Genomic DNA, 14,538 nt, shown 5'->3' on the forward strand with positions numbered 1-14,538 from the left:
CTACACAATGAATATTCGACGCTTTTCTACTCGCGATGCGAGCTTTGATGCGGATCTCAAAGCCTTGCTGGCATTTGAGACCGCTCAGGATGACCAGATTGATCTGGTGGTTGCCGATATCTTGCGCAATGTAAAACAACGTGGCGATGCCGCTGTGCTGGAATACACCAAGCGCTTTGATCATCTGGATGTGGCAGGTCTTTCCTCGCTGGAAATCTCCCAAGTAGAACTGCATGCCGCACTGGAAGCCCTGCCGGCTGCCCAGCGCGAGGCATTGCAACAAGCGGCCGAGCGCGTGCGTCTTTACCACGAGAAGCAGTTGATGTCGTCCTGGAGTTATACCGAGGATGATGGCACTTTGCTGGGCCAACAAGTGACTCCGCTTGATCGTGTGGGCTTGTATGTGCCTGGCGGCAAGGCAGCCTACCCTTCATCCGTGCTGATGAACGCCATTCCCGCCAAGGTGGCAGGCGTGGAAGAACTGATCATGGTAGTGCCGACACCCAATGGTGAGCGTAACCAGCTGGTGCTGGCAGCTGCGGCGGTATGTGGCGTAGATCGCGTGTTCTGTATCGGTGGTGCTCAGGCTGTGGGCGCCTTGGCATATGGCACAGAGACCGTACCGCAGGTAGACAAGATTGTCGGGCCTGGCAATGCCTATGTGGCCGCTGCCAAGCGTCGCGTATTTGGCGTAGTTGGTATTGATATGGTGGCCGGACCTTCTGAAATTCTCGTGATCTGTGATGGCAAGACCAATCCGGACTGGGTGGCGATGGATTTGTTTTCGCAAGCCGAGCACGACGAGCTTGCCCAGGCCATTTTGTTATCGCCCGATGCCGAGTTTCTCGACAAGGTCGCCGCCAGTGCAGCACGTCTGGTTGAAGAGATGCCACGCAAGGACATCATCAAGACATCGCTGCAAGGCCGTGGCGCGCTGATTGAGGTGAAGGATCTGGAAGAAGCCGCTCGCATAAGCAATTACATCGCCCCTGAACACCTGGAACTTTCACTGGATGATCCTCTGGCCTTCAGCAAGAAGATCAAACACGCTGGTGCCATCTTCATGGGACGTGATACCTGCGAAGCACTGGGGGATTACTGTGCTGGGCCTAATCACGTGTTGCCAACTTCACGCACGGCCAGATTTTCTTCGCCGCTTGGTGTGTACGATTTCCAGAAGCGCTCCAGCCTGATCATGGTATCGGCCGAAGGTGCGCAAAAGCTGGGCAAAGTGGCCGCTACCCTCGCGTATGGCGAAGGCCTGCAAGCACACGCCCGTTCTGCGGAGTACCGGCTTAAAAAATGAGTAAATACTGGAGCCAGGTAGTACACGGCCTCACCCCCTATACACCGGGTGAGCAGCCTAAAATTGCCAACCTCATCAAGCTCAATACCAATGAAAATCCGTATGGCCCCAGCCCTAAGGTGCTGGAGGCTTTGCGCGGCGAAGCTGCGGATAGTCTGCGCCTTTACCCGGACCCCAATTCAGACCGGCTGAAGCAGGCCATCGCTGAGTTTCATGGCTTAACGCCAGCACAGGTGTTTGTTGGCAATGGGTCGGATGAGGTGCTGGCACATGTGTTTCTTGCTTTGCTCAAGCATGATGCTCCTTTGTTATTTCCGGATATTACCTACAGCTTTTATCCGGTGTATTGCGGGCTCTACGATATTGATTATCAGACCGTGCCATTGACGCAAACCTTTGAAATCAATGTGGATGATTATCGCGTTGCGAATGGCGGGATTATTTTCCCCAACCCCAATGCGCCCACGGGGCGTGTGCTGGCGCTGAGCGAGATACGCCGGTTGCTGGATGCCAATACCGAGTCGGTGGTTGTCATTGATGAGGCCTATATTGATTTTGGTGGTGAATCAGCCGTAACGCTGGTTAATGCGTATCCGCAGCTACTGGTGACACATACCTTGTCAAAATCACGCTCCCTTGCTGGTTTGCGTGTCGGTTACGCGGTGGGTCATCCTGAGCTGATCGATGCCCTGCATCGTGTGAAAGATAGCTTCAACTCTTACCCCATCGACAGGTTTGCCAGTGCTGGAGCAGTGGCTGCGATGGAGGATGTTGCCTACTTCGATGCGATGCGCCAGCGCGTGATGGCTAGCCGCGAAAAGCTTGTGGATGCCATGCAGGCCTTGGGCTTTGAAGTATTGCCTTCCGGAGCCAATTTCATTTTTGCGCGTCACCCCCATCGTGACGCCTTGGGTCTGACGACAGCATTGCGTGAGCGCAGCATTATCGTGCGCCACTTTAAAAAGCCTGCCCGTATTGATCAGTTCATGCGCATTACCGTGGGAACTGATGAGGAATGTGAGGCACTGATTGCCGCTTTGAAGGACATTCTCTCCGCCACCTGAACTTAAAAGCGATTATGATGCTGCCTAATGATGCATTTGAGGTGCATCATGGCAAAATATTGCTAAAATTCAACCGATTTACCCTATTCACAAGAAAAAATGTATCATTACGGAGTGAGTAAATCATAACCCTGTAACTTAAGCGGAGGAAGTATCGTGGCACAACCATCAGTACAAATGGCATTGGATTCATTGGATTTCGATGCAACCGTAGCACTGGCTACCAAAGTAGCCCCCCATGTAGATATTCTTGAAATCGGTACCCCTTGTATCAAGTACAACGGTATCAAGCTGCTGCAAACACTGCGCGCTAAATTCCCGAACAACAAGATTCTGGTTGATCTGAAGACCATGGATGCTGGCTACTACGAAGCTGAGCCTTTCTACAAGGCTGGCGCTGACATTTGCACCGTACTGGGTACTGCCGATATCGGTACTATCAAGGGTGTAATTGATGTTGCCAACAAGTATGGCAAAGAAGCTCAAATCGATCTGATCAACGTAGCAGACAAAGCTGCACGTACCAAGGAAGTTGCAAAGCTGGGCGCGCACATCATCGGTGTGCACACTGGCCTGGACCAACAAGCTGCTGGTCAAACTCCATTTGCTGACCTGGGTCTGGTATCCAGTCTGAATCTGGGCGTTAAGGTTTCTGTTGCTGGTGGTATCAAGCCAGCTACTGTTAAACAAGTGGTTGATGCTGGTGCCAACATCGTTGTTGCTGGTGCTGCTATCTACGGTGCTGCTGACCCTGCTGCTGCTGCTGCAGAAATCAGCGGCCTGGCTAAAGGTTCGACTTCCAGCGGCGGCGTGTTCGGCTGGTTGAAGAAACTGTTCAGCTAAGACGAAATATCACGTCTGGAACTCAAACCGCCGCAGTCGCTGCAAAGGTCTGCGGCGGTTTTTAGTTTTTTGAAACTCAAGAAAGTAATGATCTTCCCATGCGTATTGCCGAAGTAAGTCGTAATACCCTCGAAACGCAAATCTCGGTGTCAATCAATCTGGATGGTACCGGCGTATCCAAGCTCGCCAGCGGTCTGGGTTTTTTTGATCACATGCTCGATCAGATTGCCCGTCATGGCATGATGGACATCACAGTGTCTGCCAATGGCGATTTGCATATTGATGCGCATCACACTGTCGAGGATATTGGCATTACCCTGGGTCAAGCTTTTGCCAAGGCAATAGGCGATAAAAAAGGGATACGTCGTTACGGTCACTCTTATGTACCGTTGGACGAAGCATTGTCGCGTGTTGTACTGGATATTTCCGGCCGCCCCGGCATGGAATTCGGCGTGGAGTTTACACGCGCCCGCATAGGCGACTTCGATGTCGACCTCATACACGAATTTTTCCAGGGCTTTGTCAATCACGCCCTGGTGACCCTGCATATCGATAATCTGCGTGGTGACAATGCGCACCATCAGGCAGAAACGATTTTCAAGGCTTTTGGCCGCGCTTTGCGTATGGCCGTGGAAGCAGATGACCGCATGACCGGCATCATGCCTTCGACTAAAGGCACTTTATAAGTTTTGGGTAGTCCCAATATTTCTGATTTTGTTAAGCACAGACTATGATCGATATTGCTGTTGTGGATTATGGCATGGGCAATTTGCGCTCCGTATCCAAGGCGCTGGAGCATGTGGCGCCCGGTAAACGGGTGGTCGTGACCAGTGATCCTGCCGACATTGTGGCGGCTGAGCGTGTGGTGTTTCCTGGCCAGGGGGCCATGCCTGACTGTGTCAGGGAGCTTGATGCCAGAGGCCTGCGCCAAGCGGTGATTTCTGCGGCTGCCGACAAGCCTTTTCTGGGCATCTGCATCGGGCTGCAGCTCCTGTTTGATCATAGTGAAGAAGGCAATGCCGCTGGACTAAGCATCTTGCCAGGGAATGTTAAGCGCTTTGCTGATGCTGATATGGTGGATGCAAACGGCGCACGGTTAAAAGTACCTCATATGGGCTGGAACGAGGTTTATCAGAGCCGTCCTCACCCCATATGGAACGATATTGCCGATGGCGAACGTTTCTACTACGTGCATAGTTACTATGTCGTTCCCGAGGACGCCGAGATTGAGGTGGGTTACAGCAATTACCCCAAGCGCTTTACCAGCTGTATTGCGCGCGATAATATTTTTGCGGTGCAGTTTCACCCAGAAAAAAGCCAGCACGCCGGCCTGAAGTTGTTATCCAATTTTGTTGCGTGGGACGGACGTCCTTAATTTCTATCTATTAAAAAAATATGCTGATTATTCCTGCCATCGACCTGAAAGACGGTCACTGTGTACGACTCAAACAAGGCCTTATGGAAGACGCCACTGTGTTTTCCGAGGATCCGGGTGCCATGGCGCGCCATTGGGTAGATAAGGGCGGCAAACGTCTGCATCTGGTTGACCTTAATGGCGCATTTGCAGGAAAGCCCGTGAATGAAGGCGCGATCAAAGCCATTGTGGATGCGGTTGGTGGAGAAATCCCTATTCAGCTCGGCGGTGGTATCCGTGATCTTGAGACCATTGAGCGTTATCTGGACGATGGTATCGATTACGTCATCATTGGCACAGCTGCTGTTAAAAATCCGGGGTTTTTACATGAGGCATGCTATGCCTTCCCTGGTCAGATCATGGTTGGCCTTGATGCCAAGGATGGCAAGGTGGCGGTAGATGGCTGGTCCAAACTCACCGGGCATGACGTGATTGATCTGGCACAGAAATTTGAAGGGTATGGCGTGGAAGCCGTGGTGTATACCGATATCGGTCGCGATGGCATGCTGAGCGGGGTGAACATTGAAGCAACCGTGGCATTGGCGCGAGCGCTGACTATTCCGGTCATTGCCAGTGGCGGCATTACCAATCTTGATGATGTGCACAAGCTGTGTGCCGTGGAAAGTGAAGGCATCATGGGAGCCATTACCGGTCGCGCCATTTATGAAGGCACGCTGGATTTTGCTGCCGCACAAGCATTGGCAGACGAGCTGAACGGATGAGCCTGGCCAAGCGCATTATTCCGTGCCTGGACGTGACCGATGGTCGTGTGGTCAAGGGCGTGAATTTCCTGGAGCTGCGCGATGCGGGTGATCCGGTTGAGATTGCCAAACGCTATGATGATCAGGGCGCAGATGAGCTTACTTTCCTGGATATCACGGCCAGTTCGGACAACCGCGGCTTAATTCTCAATATTATCGAGCAAGTCGCTTCCCAGGTCTTCATTCCATTGACGGTGGGTGGTGGCGTGCGCGAAGTTGACGATGTCCGCCGTTTGTTGAACGCCGGGGCCGATAAAGTCAGTATCAACACTTCCGCTGTCACCAATCCGCAATTGGTGGCAGACGCGGCAGGACGTTTTGGATCGCAATGCATTGTGGTGGCGATTGATGCCAAGCAGGTGGACGATCATTGGGAAGTGTTTACCCACGGTGGCAGAAAAGCCACGGGACTTGACGCTGTTGAGTGGGCAAAGAAAATGGTTGCGCTTGGTGCTGGTGAATTGCTGGTGACCAGTATGGACCGCGATGGCACCAAAATCGGTTTTAACCTGCCCTTGAATCGCGCGATCAGCGATGCGGTCAGTGTCCCTATCATTGCTTCGGGTGGCGTGGGCAATCTATTGCATCTTGTTGAAGGTGTACAAGAGGGCGGCGCTGACGCTGTGCTGGCAGCCAGTATTTTTCACTATGGTGAATTTACCGTACGCCAGGCAAAAGAATACATGCGTGACCATGGCATAGAGGTGCGATTGTGAGCGTAGCATGGCTGGATAAAGTGCAATGGACTGCGGATGGCTTGGTGCCGGTTATTGCCCAAGAGGTCGGTAGTAACAAAGTGCTGATGTTCGCATGGATGAATCGCGAAGCTTTGCGCCTGACTGCCGAAACCGGGCAGGCTGTTTATTGGTCACGCTCGCGCAACCGTCTCTGGCATAAGGGTGAGGAATCCGGTCATGTGCAAAAAGTGCATGAGATTCGCCTTGATTGCGATGAGGATGTGGTACTCATCAGTGTCGAGCAGGTGGGCGGCATTGCCTGCCATACTGGACGGCATAATTGTTTTTTCCAGAAGCTGACAGATACTGAGTGGGTGATAGACCAGCCCGTTATCAAAAATCCTGGGGATATTTACCACCGTGAGTGATGTACTTAACCGATTGGGCGAGTTGCTGGAACAGCGTAAACAAGCTGATCCGGCAGCCTCCTATGTGGCCAAGCTGTATGCCAAGGGTATGGATAGTATCCTGAAGAAAGTAGGCGAAGAGGCCGCTGAGACCATCATTGCCGGCAAGGGTGGCAACAAGGATGAAATCATTTATGAAACCGCCGATCTCTGGTTTCATACCTTGATCATGCTGGCGCATGCCGGGCTTGAGCCTCAGGATGTGCTGGATGAGCTTGCCCGCCGAGAAGGCCTCTCCGGGCTGGTAGAAAAAGCCCAACGCAAGGAGTAGCATGGAATGAGTGCTGATTGTATTTTTTGCAAAATTGTCGCGGGTGCCATTCCGTCCACCCAGATTTATGCAGATGACGACGTGGTGGTATTCAAGGATATTAATCCTCTGGCCCCCGTTCATTTTCTTATTGTTCCGCGAGCGCACATAGAATCATTGGCCATCTGCGACGAATCTCATCAGGCATTGCTGGGAAAAATGTTGCTGTTGGCTCCCAAGCTGGCCAAAGAGCAAGGCCTTGCCGGCTTTCGTACCATGATCAATACCGGGCGAGAAGGTGGCCAAGAGGTATTCCATATTCATGTTCATGTTTTTGGCGGCGGCACTACCCTGCCAAAAACCTAGCGCTAAAATTCAGGAGAGTTGAAATGGGTTCATTCAGTATTTGGCATTGGTTGATCGTGCTGGTTATCGTGGTGCTGATTTTTGGTACCAAGAAGCTACGCAATATGGGCAGTGATGTAGGTGGCGCGGTGAAAAACTTCAAGGATGCCATGAATGAAGGCGCGCAAAAGCCGGGCAGTCTGGATGATCGCGGAAACAGCAATACGGTCGAAGGCGAAGTGACCCAGAAATCCAAGCAGTAAAGCGGCCATCTGCCCGTGTTTGATATTGCTTTTTCCGAACTGCTAGTGATTGGCGTAGTTGCCTTGATTGTGATCGGCCCGGAAAAATTACCCAAGGTGGCACGGACATTGGGGTTACTCGCAGGCAAGTTGCAACGCTATGTTGCCAATGTAAAGTCTGATATTGATCGTGAGCTCCAATTTCAGGATTTGCAGAAGTTGCAGCAGGAAATCAAGCAGGGGGCTGATCGTCTCCAGGCAGATATGCATCAATTTCAGTCTCGCGCCAATGAGCAGCTCAATGAGGTCGAGAGAAGTATGATTCCTCCTCCTGAGTCATCACCCGAGGCCGTTACTCCCCCAGTGCAACCTGACACCCACAAGCCACAGTGACGACGACGGATACCTTTATTTCGCATCTGATTGAGTTGCGCAACCGGTTGTTGCGTATTGTCATCGGAGTGGTGCTGGTATTTATCGGCTTATTCCCCTTTGCCAATAAAATTTATACGCTATTGGCCCAGCCATTATTGAGTCATTTGCCGGCGGGCGGGCAAATGATTGCTACAGCGGTTACCACGCCTTTCTTTGTGCCCATGAAAGTGGCGATGCTGGCGGCATTTGTTATCTCTCTGCCACACACCCTTTATCAAGTCTGGTCATTTATTGCACCTGGCCTCTACACCCATGAACGGCGGTTCATGGCGCCACTGGTCGTGGCGAGCACGCTCTTGTTCTTCGCCGGGATGTGCTTTGCTTATTTTCTGGTGTTCCCAGTCGTGTTTGGCTTTATTGCCGGCACAGCGCCTGAGGGTGTCGCCGTGATGACCGATATCGGCAACTATCTTGACTTTGTTATCACGCTTTTCATGGCGTTCGGTATTGCCTTTGAAGTGCCGGTGGCTGTCGTGTTATTGGTATATTTTGGCCTGGTCAATATTGAGACACTCAAAGATATACGTTCCTATGTCATTGTCGGAGCCTTTGTCATTGGCGCCATTTTCACCCCTCCTGATGTCATATCCCAGATTATGCTGGCTGTCCCTCTGTGGTTGCTATACGAGGCCGGCATTCTTGTCGCAGGATTCCTGCGCGTCCGTACTGCTCAAGCTGATTAGTTTTTTACCTTAGCGTTGCAAAAATGCATACGACCATAATTTATTCATGGTTATTTAACCATATTTAAAAAAAGGTCTTTAAAAAGTTTTTTGCCAGGCGTAAGATCAATTTGCCTATAACAATGACAGGGTAAAAGGAGATTGAAATGCTGAAAGTACTGTTTGGATCCTGGGTTGGAATTGCTTCCATCATGACGATAGTGCTGACGATCGTGGTAGTTAGCTATTGGGTAGGGTATTGCGTGGTCAATGCGAACCGCGCCAAATAAGGCGCGGATATTCCCGGGCTTGTTGCCCGGGACTTACTCGGTAGGAACGACAGTTGGACGCGGGCGCTTGCCAATAAGAACGGGCACGGAAAATTCTTTCTGGTCGCGCGAGATTTTCAGTATGGCTTTTTTGTTTGGCTTCAAGCTGGAGATCAGGTTCAGCATGCTGGAACTGTCCTGAACCTGACGCCCATCAATCTCCAGAAGAATATCTCCGGGTCTCAAGCCGGCTCGCTCGGCAGGGCTGTCGCGCAATATGCCGGCAATCAGTGAGCCACGCACCTCTTTCAGGCGGAAAGACTCCGCCAGTTCTGGTGTGATGTCTTGAGCCTCAATGCCAATCCAGCCACGCGTTACACTGCCTTGACGAATGATCTGTTCCATAACCTGTTTGGCGAGGCTGACAGGAATGGCAAAACCAATCCCCATTGACCCGCCACTGCGGGAGTAGATGGCGCTGTTGACACCAACCAGATTGCCATCTGTGTCTATCAATGCCCCCCCGGAGTTGCCCGGGTTAATCGGCGCATCGGTCTGAATGAAGTTCTCAAAAGTATTAATGCCCAGGTGGCTGCGCCCAACCGCGCTAATAATGCCTTGCGTCACGGTTTGCCCGACGCCAAAAGGATTGCCAATCGCCAGCACCACATCGCCAACATTAATCTGATCCGCTTTGGCAAACGTAATCGCGGGCAGATTCTTTACGTCTACTTTAAGTACGGCCAAATCCGTCTCGGGGTCTGTGCCAACGACGCGTGCCGATACTGTTCTGCCATCAGCCAGTGCGACTTCGATTTCATCAGCAGATTCAATGACGTGGTGATTGGTCAGGATCAGCCCCTGGGTGCTGACGATAACACCAGACCCCAGGCTGTTCTCACGTTGTGGTTGCTCATCCTGCTGATCACCAAAAAAATGACGGAAAAGCGGATCATCCATGAAAGGTTGAGATGGATTTGCCTCAGCCTTTTTGCTGGTAAAGATGTTAACAACGGAAGGCATGGCCTTCTTTGCGGCAACACTGTAAGACCCGGGCGGTATGGATGAGGCTGGGGTGGCAGGTGCTTCATTGACAACCAGCGGTTTGGCGCTGTGAGTGAGCAAATCTGGATAAAATTGTTGAGCGACAAAAATGACAGCGAGACTGATGGTGACAGTCTGTGCAAAAATGAGCCAAAGTTTGCGCATGATCTAAATGAGTTTTTCCGAAAATGGATGCAGAAAAATGAAATTGAATGAGTTGTTAGATTATACCGGACAAATTCTTCAGGTAGCGCGGTTCAAGGATTATTGCCCAAATGGGCTGCAAGTGGAGGGGCGCTCTGAAGTCGCGCGCTTGGTGACAGGTGTGACGGCATCGCTTTCGCTGCTGGAGGCGGCCAGAGAGCAGGGGGCCGATCTGGTGATGGTGCATCACGGATATTTCTGGCGCAACGAAGATGCGCGAATCGTGGGAATAAAGCAAAAACGTATCAAGCTCCTGTTGGAAAGCGGGATGTCATTGGCAGCCTATCATCTTCCTCTGGACGCCCATCAGGAATTGGGAAACAACGCACAACTGGCGAGACAATTGGGATTTGTTGTCGATGGCTGGACCGGGGAGCAGGACCTGATTGCCTACGGCAGAACTGCGGTTGAGATGACGGGCAGCATGTTGCGGCAGCATATATCCCGCATATTGGATCGCGAGGCGATATTGTTAGGACCTGGCGAGAAACCGATTCGCAAGGTGGCGTGGTGTACAGGCAGTGCGCAAGGTTATATGGAACAAGCCATTGCATTGGGAGTAGACGCGTATATCAGTGGGGAGGTGTCGGAGCAAAACTTGCATCTCGCTAATGAGGCCGGGGTAGTTTATATTGGGGCGGGACATCACGCGACGGAGCGTTATGGCATTCAGGCCTTGGGCGCACATCTCCAAAATCGATTCAATCTGGAGCATCACTACATCGAAATCAATAACCCTGTATAAGCCGCGGTTTTAGGTTTAAGTTTTTCTCTGAACGCTGTAAAATGGCGCGCTAATTAACTGTATTAGAGCAAGTCGCATTAAATTTAAGGGAATGTGATGGCGAATCAACAAGTGGATCAGGGGAAGCGGCGCTTTTTAATCGCAGCGACTACCGCAGTGGGAGGTGTGGCAGCCGCGGCTGTTGCAGTTCCTTTTATTACAAGTATGTTGCCAAGCGAGCGAGCAAAGGCAGCGGGTGCTCCAGTCGAGGCTGACATCAGCAAGATCGAGTCGGGCGCCATGATCACCGTCGAGTGGCGCGGTAAGCCAGTATGGTTGATCAATCGTAGCCAGGAAATGATGGCCGCATTAACCCAGCATGATGACAAATTGTCTGATCCCAAGCTGGAAGTCACCACGCAGCAGCCTGCGTATTGCCAGAATGCTTCACGTTCGATCAAGTCGAATTTGATGGTGCTGGTGGGTATATGTACTCACCTGGGCTGTTCACCATCCCCCAAATTGCAAGCTGGCAACGAAATGGGCGCAGATTGGCCGGGCGGTTTTTTCTGTCCTTGCCATGGTTCCCGTTTTGATCTGGCGGGTCGTGTATTCAAAGGCTCTCCCGCACCTATCAATCTGGTGGTGCCTCCACACAAATACCTCAACGACAATCTGCTGTTGATTGGTGAAGACGACAAGGGGGCCGCGTAATCATGCAAAAATATTTAACTGGTTTGCTCGGGTGGGTGGATGACCGTTTTCCATTGACGGCCAACTGGAAAGCCCACCTCTCAGAGTATTACGCTCCCAAGAACTTCAACTTCTGGTATTTCTTCGGTTCATTGGCACTGTTGGTACTGGTGTTGCAGATCGTTACTGGCATTTTTCTCACGATGAATTACAAGCCTGATGCAGAGCTCGCCTTTGCTTCGGTGGAGTACATCATGCGTGACGTTTCCTGGGGCTGGTTGATTCGCTACATGCACTCAACCGGGGCTTCCATGTTCTTCGTGGTGGTCTATCTGCATATGTTCCGTGGTCTGATCTACGGGTCTTATCGGAATCCTCGTGAGCTGATATGGCTGTTCGGTGTAGGGATTTTCCTTGCGCTGATGGGTGAGGCATTCTTTGGCTATCTGTTGCCATGGGGGCAGATGTCCTACTGGGGTGCTCAGGTGATTATCAATCTGTTTACCTCTATCCCGTTTGTTGGGCCAGATATTTCACTTTGGCTGCGCGGTGATTACATGGTGTCTGACGCGACCCTTAACCGGTTCTTCGCGTTCCACGTAATTGCTCTTCCTTTGGTGCTGCTGGGTTTGGTGGCTGCGCATATCATTGCTCTGCATGAAGTGGGCTCTAACAACCCGGACGGTGTTGAAATCAAGAAACACAAAGATCCTGAAACCGGTATCCCACTGGATGGCATTCCATTCCATCCGTATTACACGGTGAAGGATATTGTCGGCGTGTCAGTTTTCCTGATCGTGTTTTCGGCCATTATCTTCTTTGCGCCGGAAATGGGCGGCTACTTCCTGGAAGCAAATAACTTCATTCCGGCTGACCCGTTAAAAACACCAGCGCACATTGCGCCCGTTTGGTATTTCACGCCTTATTACTCTATTTTGCGTGCGGTGCCGCCTATCATGAATTCGCAGTTCCCTGGCGTTGCTGCCATGGGTCTGTCTGTCGTGATTTTCGCCTTGCTGCCTTGGCTGGATCGTAGTCCCGTGAAGTCGATACGCTATCGCGGTTCTATCTACAAGGTGTGGCTGGCATTGTTTGTAGTGAGCTTTTTGATTCTGGGTTATCTGGGTACCGAGCCTTCGAATGTCTGGGGGGTGTTTGATCCTTCAACATTCTTCGTGGGCGGTGCTGACCGTGCAACGGTGGTGGCTAGAATTTTCACTGCAGTTTACTTTCTGTTCTTTATCTTGATGCCTTGGTATACCAGCATCGATAAGACCAAGCCAGTTCCAGAAAGGGTAACAGGATAATGAAAAAGGTATTATTGTTGGTCGGCCTGTTATTGCCTGCCTTGGTGATGGCAAATGAGAGCGTGCATCTTGATCATGCGCCTATCGATCCCAATAATCAGGCTTCGCTGCAGCGTGGTGCCAGGACATTTGTAAACTACTGCCTGAGCTGTCACAGCGCTGCCTATATGCGGTATAACCGGCTTAAAGATATTGGTTTGAGCGATGCTGAAATCAAATCAAACCTGATGTTTGCTGGTGAGAAGGTGGGCGACACGATGACTGTCACCATGCCTAAGCGGGATGCCAAATCCTGGTTTGGAGCAACACCTCCGGATCTCTCGGTGCAGGCGCGTGCATATGCAAACGGACCTGACTGGCTGTACAGCTACTTGAGGGGCTTCTATCGTGACGATACTCGTCCGACAGGCTGGAACAATACTGTCTATGACAAAGTGGCTATGCCGCACGTGCTATGGCAGTTGCAAGGTGAGCAAACCCTCAAGGTTCAGAAAACAGTGGATGAGCACGGTCATGAGGTCGAGAAGCATACGCTGGTGCTGACCAAGCCAGGCGTGCTTGAGCCTGCTCAGTATGACGCGATGGTCGCTGACCTGGTGAATTACCTAGTATTCATGAGCGAGCCTGCTAAAGGTCTGCGCCTGCAATTGGGATTAATCGTGATCCTGTTCCTTGGTTTGCTTTTCATCGTCGCGTACTATCTGAAAAAAGAATTCTGGAAAGATATACACTAACGTTCTATTCAAGGCGGGATTGCCTTTGCGGGCAATCCCGCTTTTTTGTTTTGTAAGGAAACAACATCATGATGACCTTGTATTCTGGAACTACTGATCCATACAGCCACCGCTGCCGCATTGTGCTATTTGAAAAAGGCATGGATTTCCAAGTGATCGACGTGGATCTTGCCAACAAGCCAGAAGATCTGGCCGTAATCAATCCGCACAATGAAGTCCCTGTCCTCGTTGAACGTGATTTGGTGCTGCAGCAAGCAAACATCATCAATGAATATATCGACGAGCGTTTTCCTCATCCTCAGCTTATGCCCGCTGATCCTGTCATGCGAGCGCGTGCCAGATTGTTTCTTCACAACTTTGAAGAGCAGTTGTTCAGTCATATCAAAGATATTGAGTCTGGCAATCAGAAGCTGGCTGATAAGGCGCGCTTGATTATTCGAGACAATCTGACGCAGATCGTGCCTTTGTTTAGCCGCCAGGAATATATTCTGGGCGACGAATTTTCCATGCTGGATGTGGCCATTGCACCGCTCTTATGGCGTCTTGGGCATTATGGAATTGAGCTGCCCAAGCAAGCTGCACCTTTACTTAAGTACGCAGAACGTATATTCTCTCGCCCGGCTTACATCGAGGCGATGACCCCTTCCGAAAAAGCAATGCGGAAGTAAGGTCATGGAAAATGTTTCATCCACTAAGCCCTACCTGATACGCGCCGTGCATGAGTGGTGCGTGGACAATGGATTTACGCCACATTTGCTGGTGGCGGTGGATGAAAATACCCGAGTGCCTATGGCATACGTAAAGAACGGCGAAATAGTGTTAAATATCAATTATTCAGCCACCAAGGACTTGGTGATTGATAACACTGCAATCAGTTTTTCAGCAAGATTTTCTGGTGCTTCGCAAAATATTTACGTGCCAATTGGCGCGGTTCGTGGTATCTTCGCTCGCGAAAATAGTCAGGGCATGTTTTTTGAGGCTGAGCCTGTTGAGGATAAACCTGATCAGGTAAGCCAGTCTGAAGCTGTTGGAAAGCCTCAGGCTCCTAAAGAAGTTAAAAAGCCTTCTCTGACGTTGGTTAAAAAAGATTAAATAAG

21 protein-coding genes are annotated in these 14,538 nt (G+C 51.0%); 20 read left to right on the plus strand and 1 reads right to left on the minus strand.

All coding sequences use genetic code 11. The features are described from left to right. The first annotated feature begins 7 nt into the window (after positions 1–7). From hisD to FNL37_RS12040, 14 genes are all read left to right on the plus strand, one after another. Positions 8–1,306, plus strand: a complete 1,299-nt coding sequence (hisD, locus tag FNL37_RS11975) for a histidinol dehydrogenase (RefSeq protein WP_159356327.1) — start codon at positions 8–10, stop codon at positions 1,304–1,306. Continuing rightward, complete coding sequence (gene hisC / locus FNL37_RS11980; RefSeq protein WP_159356328.1) at positions 1,303–2,370, plus strand: histidinol-phosphate transaminase; 1,068 nt, start codon at positions 1,303–1,305, stop codon at positions 2,368–2,370. The genes hisD and hisC overlap by 4 nt, the downstream gene beginning before the upstream one ends. Before the next feature lie 177 nt (positions 2,371–2,547). Then, entirely contained in the window at positions 2,548–3,213 is a 666-nt protein-coding gene (gene hxlA / locus FNL37_RS11985; RefSeq protein ID WP_013441096.1) for a 3-hexulose-6-phosphate synthase, read from the plus strand. A gap of 98 nt (positions 3,214–3,311) precedes the next feature. Next, a complete protein-coding gene (gene hisB, locus FNL37_RS11990; RefSeq protein WP_013441097.1) occupies positions 3,312–3,899 on the plus strand; it encodes an imidazoleglycerol-phosphate dehydratase HisB in 588 nt (195 codons plus the stop codon). A 44-nt stretch (positions 3,900–3,943) separates the two neighbouring features. Further along, entirely contained in the window at positions 3,944–4,588 is a 645-nt protein-coding gene (gene hisH / locus FNL37_RS11995; RefSeq protein ID WP_159356329.1) for an imidazole glycerol phosphate synthase subunit HisH, read from the plus strand. 20 nt (positions 4,589–4,608) lie between these two features. Next, positions 4,609–5,349, plus strand: coding sequence for a 1-(5-phosphoribosyl)-5-[(5-phosphoribosylamino)methylideneamino]imidazole-4-carboxamide isomerase (gene hisA, locus FNL37_RS12000; protein WP_159356330.1), 741 nt, complete (start codon positions 4,609–4,611; stop codon positions 5,347–5,349). Next, positions 5,346–6,104, plus strand: a complete 759-nt coding sequence (gene hisF / locus FNL37_RS12005; RefSeq protein WP_159356331.1) for an imidazole glycerol phosphate synthase subunit HisF — start codon at positions 5,346–5,348, stop codon at positions 6,102–6,104. Before hisA ends, hisF begins: the two co-directional genes overlap by 4 nt. Then, the gene (gene hisI / locus FNL37_RS12010; RefSeq protein WP_013441101.1) at positions 6,101–6,493 is read left to right on the plus strand and encodes a phosphoribosyl-AMP cyclohydrolase; all 393 of its coding nucleotides are present in this window, start codon (positions 6,101–6,103) and stop codon (positions 6,491–6,493) included. The genes hisF and hisI overlap by 4 nt, the downstream gene beginning before the upstream one ends. Beyond that, positions 6,486–6,803 carry a phosphoribosyl-ATP diphosphatase gene (locus FNL37_RS12015; RefSeq protein ID WP_015829251.1) on the plus strand — a complete coding sequence of 106 codons (318 nt, stop codon included), beginning with the start codon at positions 6,486–6,488 and terminating at the stop codon, positions 6,801–6,803. The genes hisI and FNL37_RS12015 overlap by 8 nt, the downstream gene beginning before the upstream one ends. Before the next feature lie 6 nt (positions 6,804–6,809). Next, positions 6,810–7,148, plus strand: a complete 339-nt coding sequence (locus FNL37_RS12020) for a histidine triad nucleotide-binding protein (protein ID WP_159356332.1) — start codon at positions 6,810–6,812, stop codon at positions 7,146–7,148. A gap of 23 nt (positions 7,149–7,171) precedes the next feature. Further along, positions 7,172–7,390: a Sec-independent protein translocase subunit TatA gene (tatA, locus tag FNL37_RS12025; RefSeq protein WP_159356333.1), complete on the plus strand. Its 219-nt coding sequence runs from the start codon at positions 7,172–7,174 to the stop codon at positions 7,388–7,390. 15 nt (positions 7,391–7,405) lie between these two features. Next, positions 7,406–7,762, plus strand: a complete 357-nt coding sequence (gene tatB, locus FNL37_RS12030) for a Sec-independent protein translocase protein TatB (RefSeq protein ID WP_159356334.1) — start codon at positions 7,406–7,408, stop codon at positions 7,760–7,762. Further along, a complete protein-coding gene (tatC, locus tag FNL37_RS12035; RefSeq protein WP_159356335.1) occupies positions 7,759–8,487 on the plus strand; it encodes a twin-arginine translocase subunit TatC in 729 nt (242 codons plus the stop codon). The genes tatB and tatC overlap by 4 nt, the downstream gene beginning before the upstream one ends. Positions 8,488–8,633: 146 nt before the next feature. Next, positions 8,634–8,756 carry a DUF3149 domain-containing protein gene (locus tag FNL37_RS12040; RefSeq protein WP_013441107.1) on the plus strand — a complete coding sequence of 41 codons (123 nt, stop codon included), beginning with the start codon at positions 8,634–8,636 and terminating at the stop codon, positions 8,754–8,756. Positions 8,757–8,789: 33 nt separating this feature from the next. On the opposite strand, the gene FNL37_RS12045 is transcribed toward FNL37_RS12040, so the two are convergent. After that, on the minus strand, positions 8,790–9,944 hold the full coding sequence (locus tag FNL37_RS12045; protein WP_159356336.1) for a Do family serine endopeptidase: 1,155 nt from the start codon (positions 9,942–9,944) through the stop codon (positions 8,790–8,792). A gap of 37 nt (positions 9,945–9,981) precedes the next feature. On the opposite strand from FNL37_RS12045, the gene FNL37_RS12050 reads away from it, so the two are divergent. The 6 genes from FNL37_RS12050 to FNL37_RS12075 all read left to right on the plus strand — a co-directional run bounded on the left by FNL37_RS12050 (position 9,982) and on the right by FNL37_RS12075 (position 14,533). Further along, positions 9,982–10,728: a Nif3-like dinuclear metal center hexameric protein gene (locus FNL37_RS12050; protein ID WP_159356538.1), complete on the plus strand. Its 747-nt coding sequence runs from the start codon at positions 9,982–9,984 to the stop codon at positions 10,726–10,728. A gap of 96 nt (positions 10,729–10,824) precedes the next feature. Next, positions 10,825–11,421, plus strand: coding sequence for a ubiquinol-cytochrome c reductase iron-sulfur subunit (gene petA, locus FNL37_RS12055; RefSeq protein WP_013441111.1), 597 nt, complete (start codon positions 10,825–10,827; stop codon positions 11,419–11,421). A 2-nt stretch (positions 11,422–11,423) separates the two neighbouring features. Next, positions 11,424–12,707 carry a cytochrome b gene (locus FNL37_RS12060; protein ID WP_159356337.1) on the plus strand — a complete coding sequence of 428 codons (1,284 nt, stop codon included), beginning with the start codon at positions 11,424–11,426 and terminating at the stop codon, positions 12,705–12,707. Next, positions 12,707–13,441, plus strand: coding sequence for a cytochrome c1 (locus FNL37_RS12065; RefSeq protein WP_013441113.1), 735 nt, complete (start codon positions 12,707–12,709; stop codon positions 13,439–13,441). The genes FNL37_RS12060 and FNL37_RS12065 overlap by 1 nt, the downstream gene beginning before the upstream one ends. 68 nt (positions 13,442–13,509) lie before the next feature. Further along, positions 13,510–14,109 carry a glutathione S-transferase N-terminal domain-containing protein gene (locus FNL37_RS12070; RefSeq protein ID WP_013441114.1) on the plus strand — a complete coding sequence of 200 codons (600 nt, stop codon included), beginning with the start codon at positions 13,510–13,512 and terminating at the stop codon, positions 14,107–14,109. A 4-nt stretch (positions 14,110–14,113) separates the two neighbouring features. Then, positions 14,114–14,533: a ClpXP protease specificity-enhancing factor gene (locus tag FNL37_RS12075; protein ID WP_159356338.1), complete on the plus strand. Its 420-nt coding sequence runs from the start codon at positions 14,114–14,116 to the stop codon at positions 14,531–14,533. Positions 14,534–14,538: the final 5 nt, after the last annotated feature.

It is taken from the genome of Methylovorus glucosotrophus (assembly GCF_009858335.1).
Lineage (GTDB): Bacteria > Pseudomonadota > Gammaproteobacteria > Burkholderiales > Methylophilaceae > Methylovorus > Methylovorus glucosotrophus.

Coding starts and splice junctions, on each gene's coding strand:
- hisD (WP_159356327.1), top strand. CDS start 8: ATGAATATTCGACGCTTTTCTACTCGCGATGCGAGCTTTGATGCGGAT.
- hisC (WP_159356328.1), top strand. CDS start 1,303: ATGAGTAAATACTGGAGCCAGGTAGTACACGGCCTCACCCCCTATACA.
- hxlA (WP_013441096.1), top strand. CDS start 2,548: ATGGCATTGGATTCATTGGATTTCGATGCAACCGTAGCACTGGCTACC.
- hisB (WP_013441097.1), top strand. CDS start 3,312: ATGCGTATTGCCGAAGTAAGTCGTAATACCCTCGAAACGCAAATCTCG.
- hisH (WP_159356329.1), top strand. CDS start 3,944: ATGATCGATATTGCTGTTGTGGATTATGGCATGGGCAATTTGCGCTCC.
- hisA (WP_159356330.1), top strand. CDS start 4,609: ATGCTGATTATTCCTGCCATCGACCTGAAAGACGGTCACTGTGTACGA.
- hisF (WP_159356331.1), top strand. CDS start 5,346: ATGAGCCTGGCCAAGCGCATTATTCCGTGCCTGGACGTGACCGATGGT.
- FNL37_RS12020 (WP_159356332.1), top strand. CDS start 6,810: ATGAGTGCTGATTGTATTTTTTGCAAAATTGTCGCGGGTGCCATTCCG.
- tatA (WP_159356333.1), top strand. CDS start 7,172: ATGGGTTCATTCAGTATTTGGCATTGGTTGATCGTGCTGGTTATCGTG.
- FNL37_RS12040 (WP_013441107.1), top strand. CDS start 8,634: ATGCTGAAAGTACTGTTTGGATCCTGGGTTGGAATTGCTTCCATCATG.
- FNL37_RS12045 (WP_159356336.1), bottom strand. CDS start 9,944: ATGCGCAAACTTTGGCTCATTTTTGCACAGACTGTCACCATCAGTCTC.
- FNL37_RS12050 (WP_159356538.1), top strand. CDS start 9,982: ATGAAATTGAATGAGTTGTTAGATTATACCGGACAAATTCTTCAGGTA.
- petA (WP_013441111.1), top strand. CDS start 10,825: ATGGCGAATCAACAAGTGGATCAGGGGAAGCGGCGCTTTTTAATCGCA.
- FNL37_RS12060 (WP_159356337.1), top strand. CDS start 11,424: ATGCAAAAATATTTAACTGGTTTGCTCGGGTGGGTGGATGACCGTTTT.
- FNL37_RS12065 (WP_013441113.1), top strand. CDS start 12,707: ATGAAAAAGGTATTATTGTTGGTCGGCCTGTTATTGCCTGCCTTGGTG.
- FNL37_RS12070 (WP_013441114.1), top strand. CDS start 13,510: ATGATGACCTTGTATTCTGGAACTACTGATCCATACAGCCACCGCTGC.
- FNL37_RS12075 (WP_159356338.1), top strand. CDS start 14,114: ATGGAAAATGTTTCATCCACTAAGCCCTACCTGATACGCGCCGTGCAT.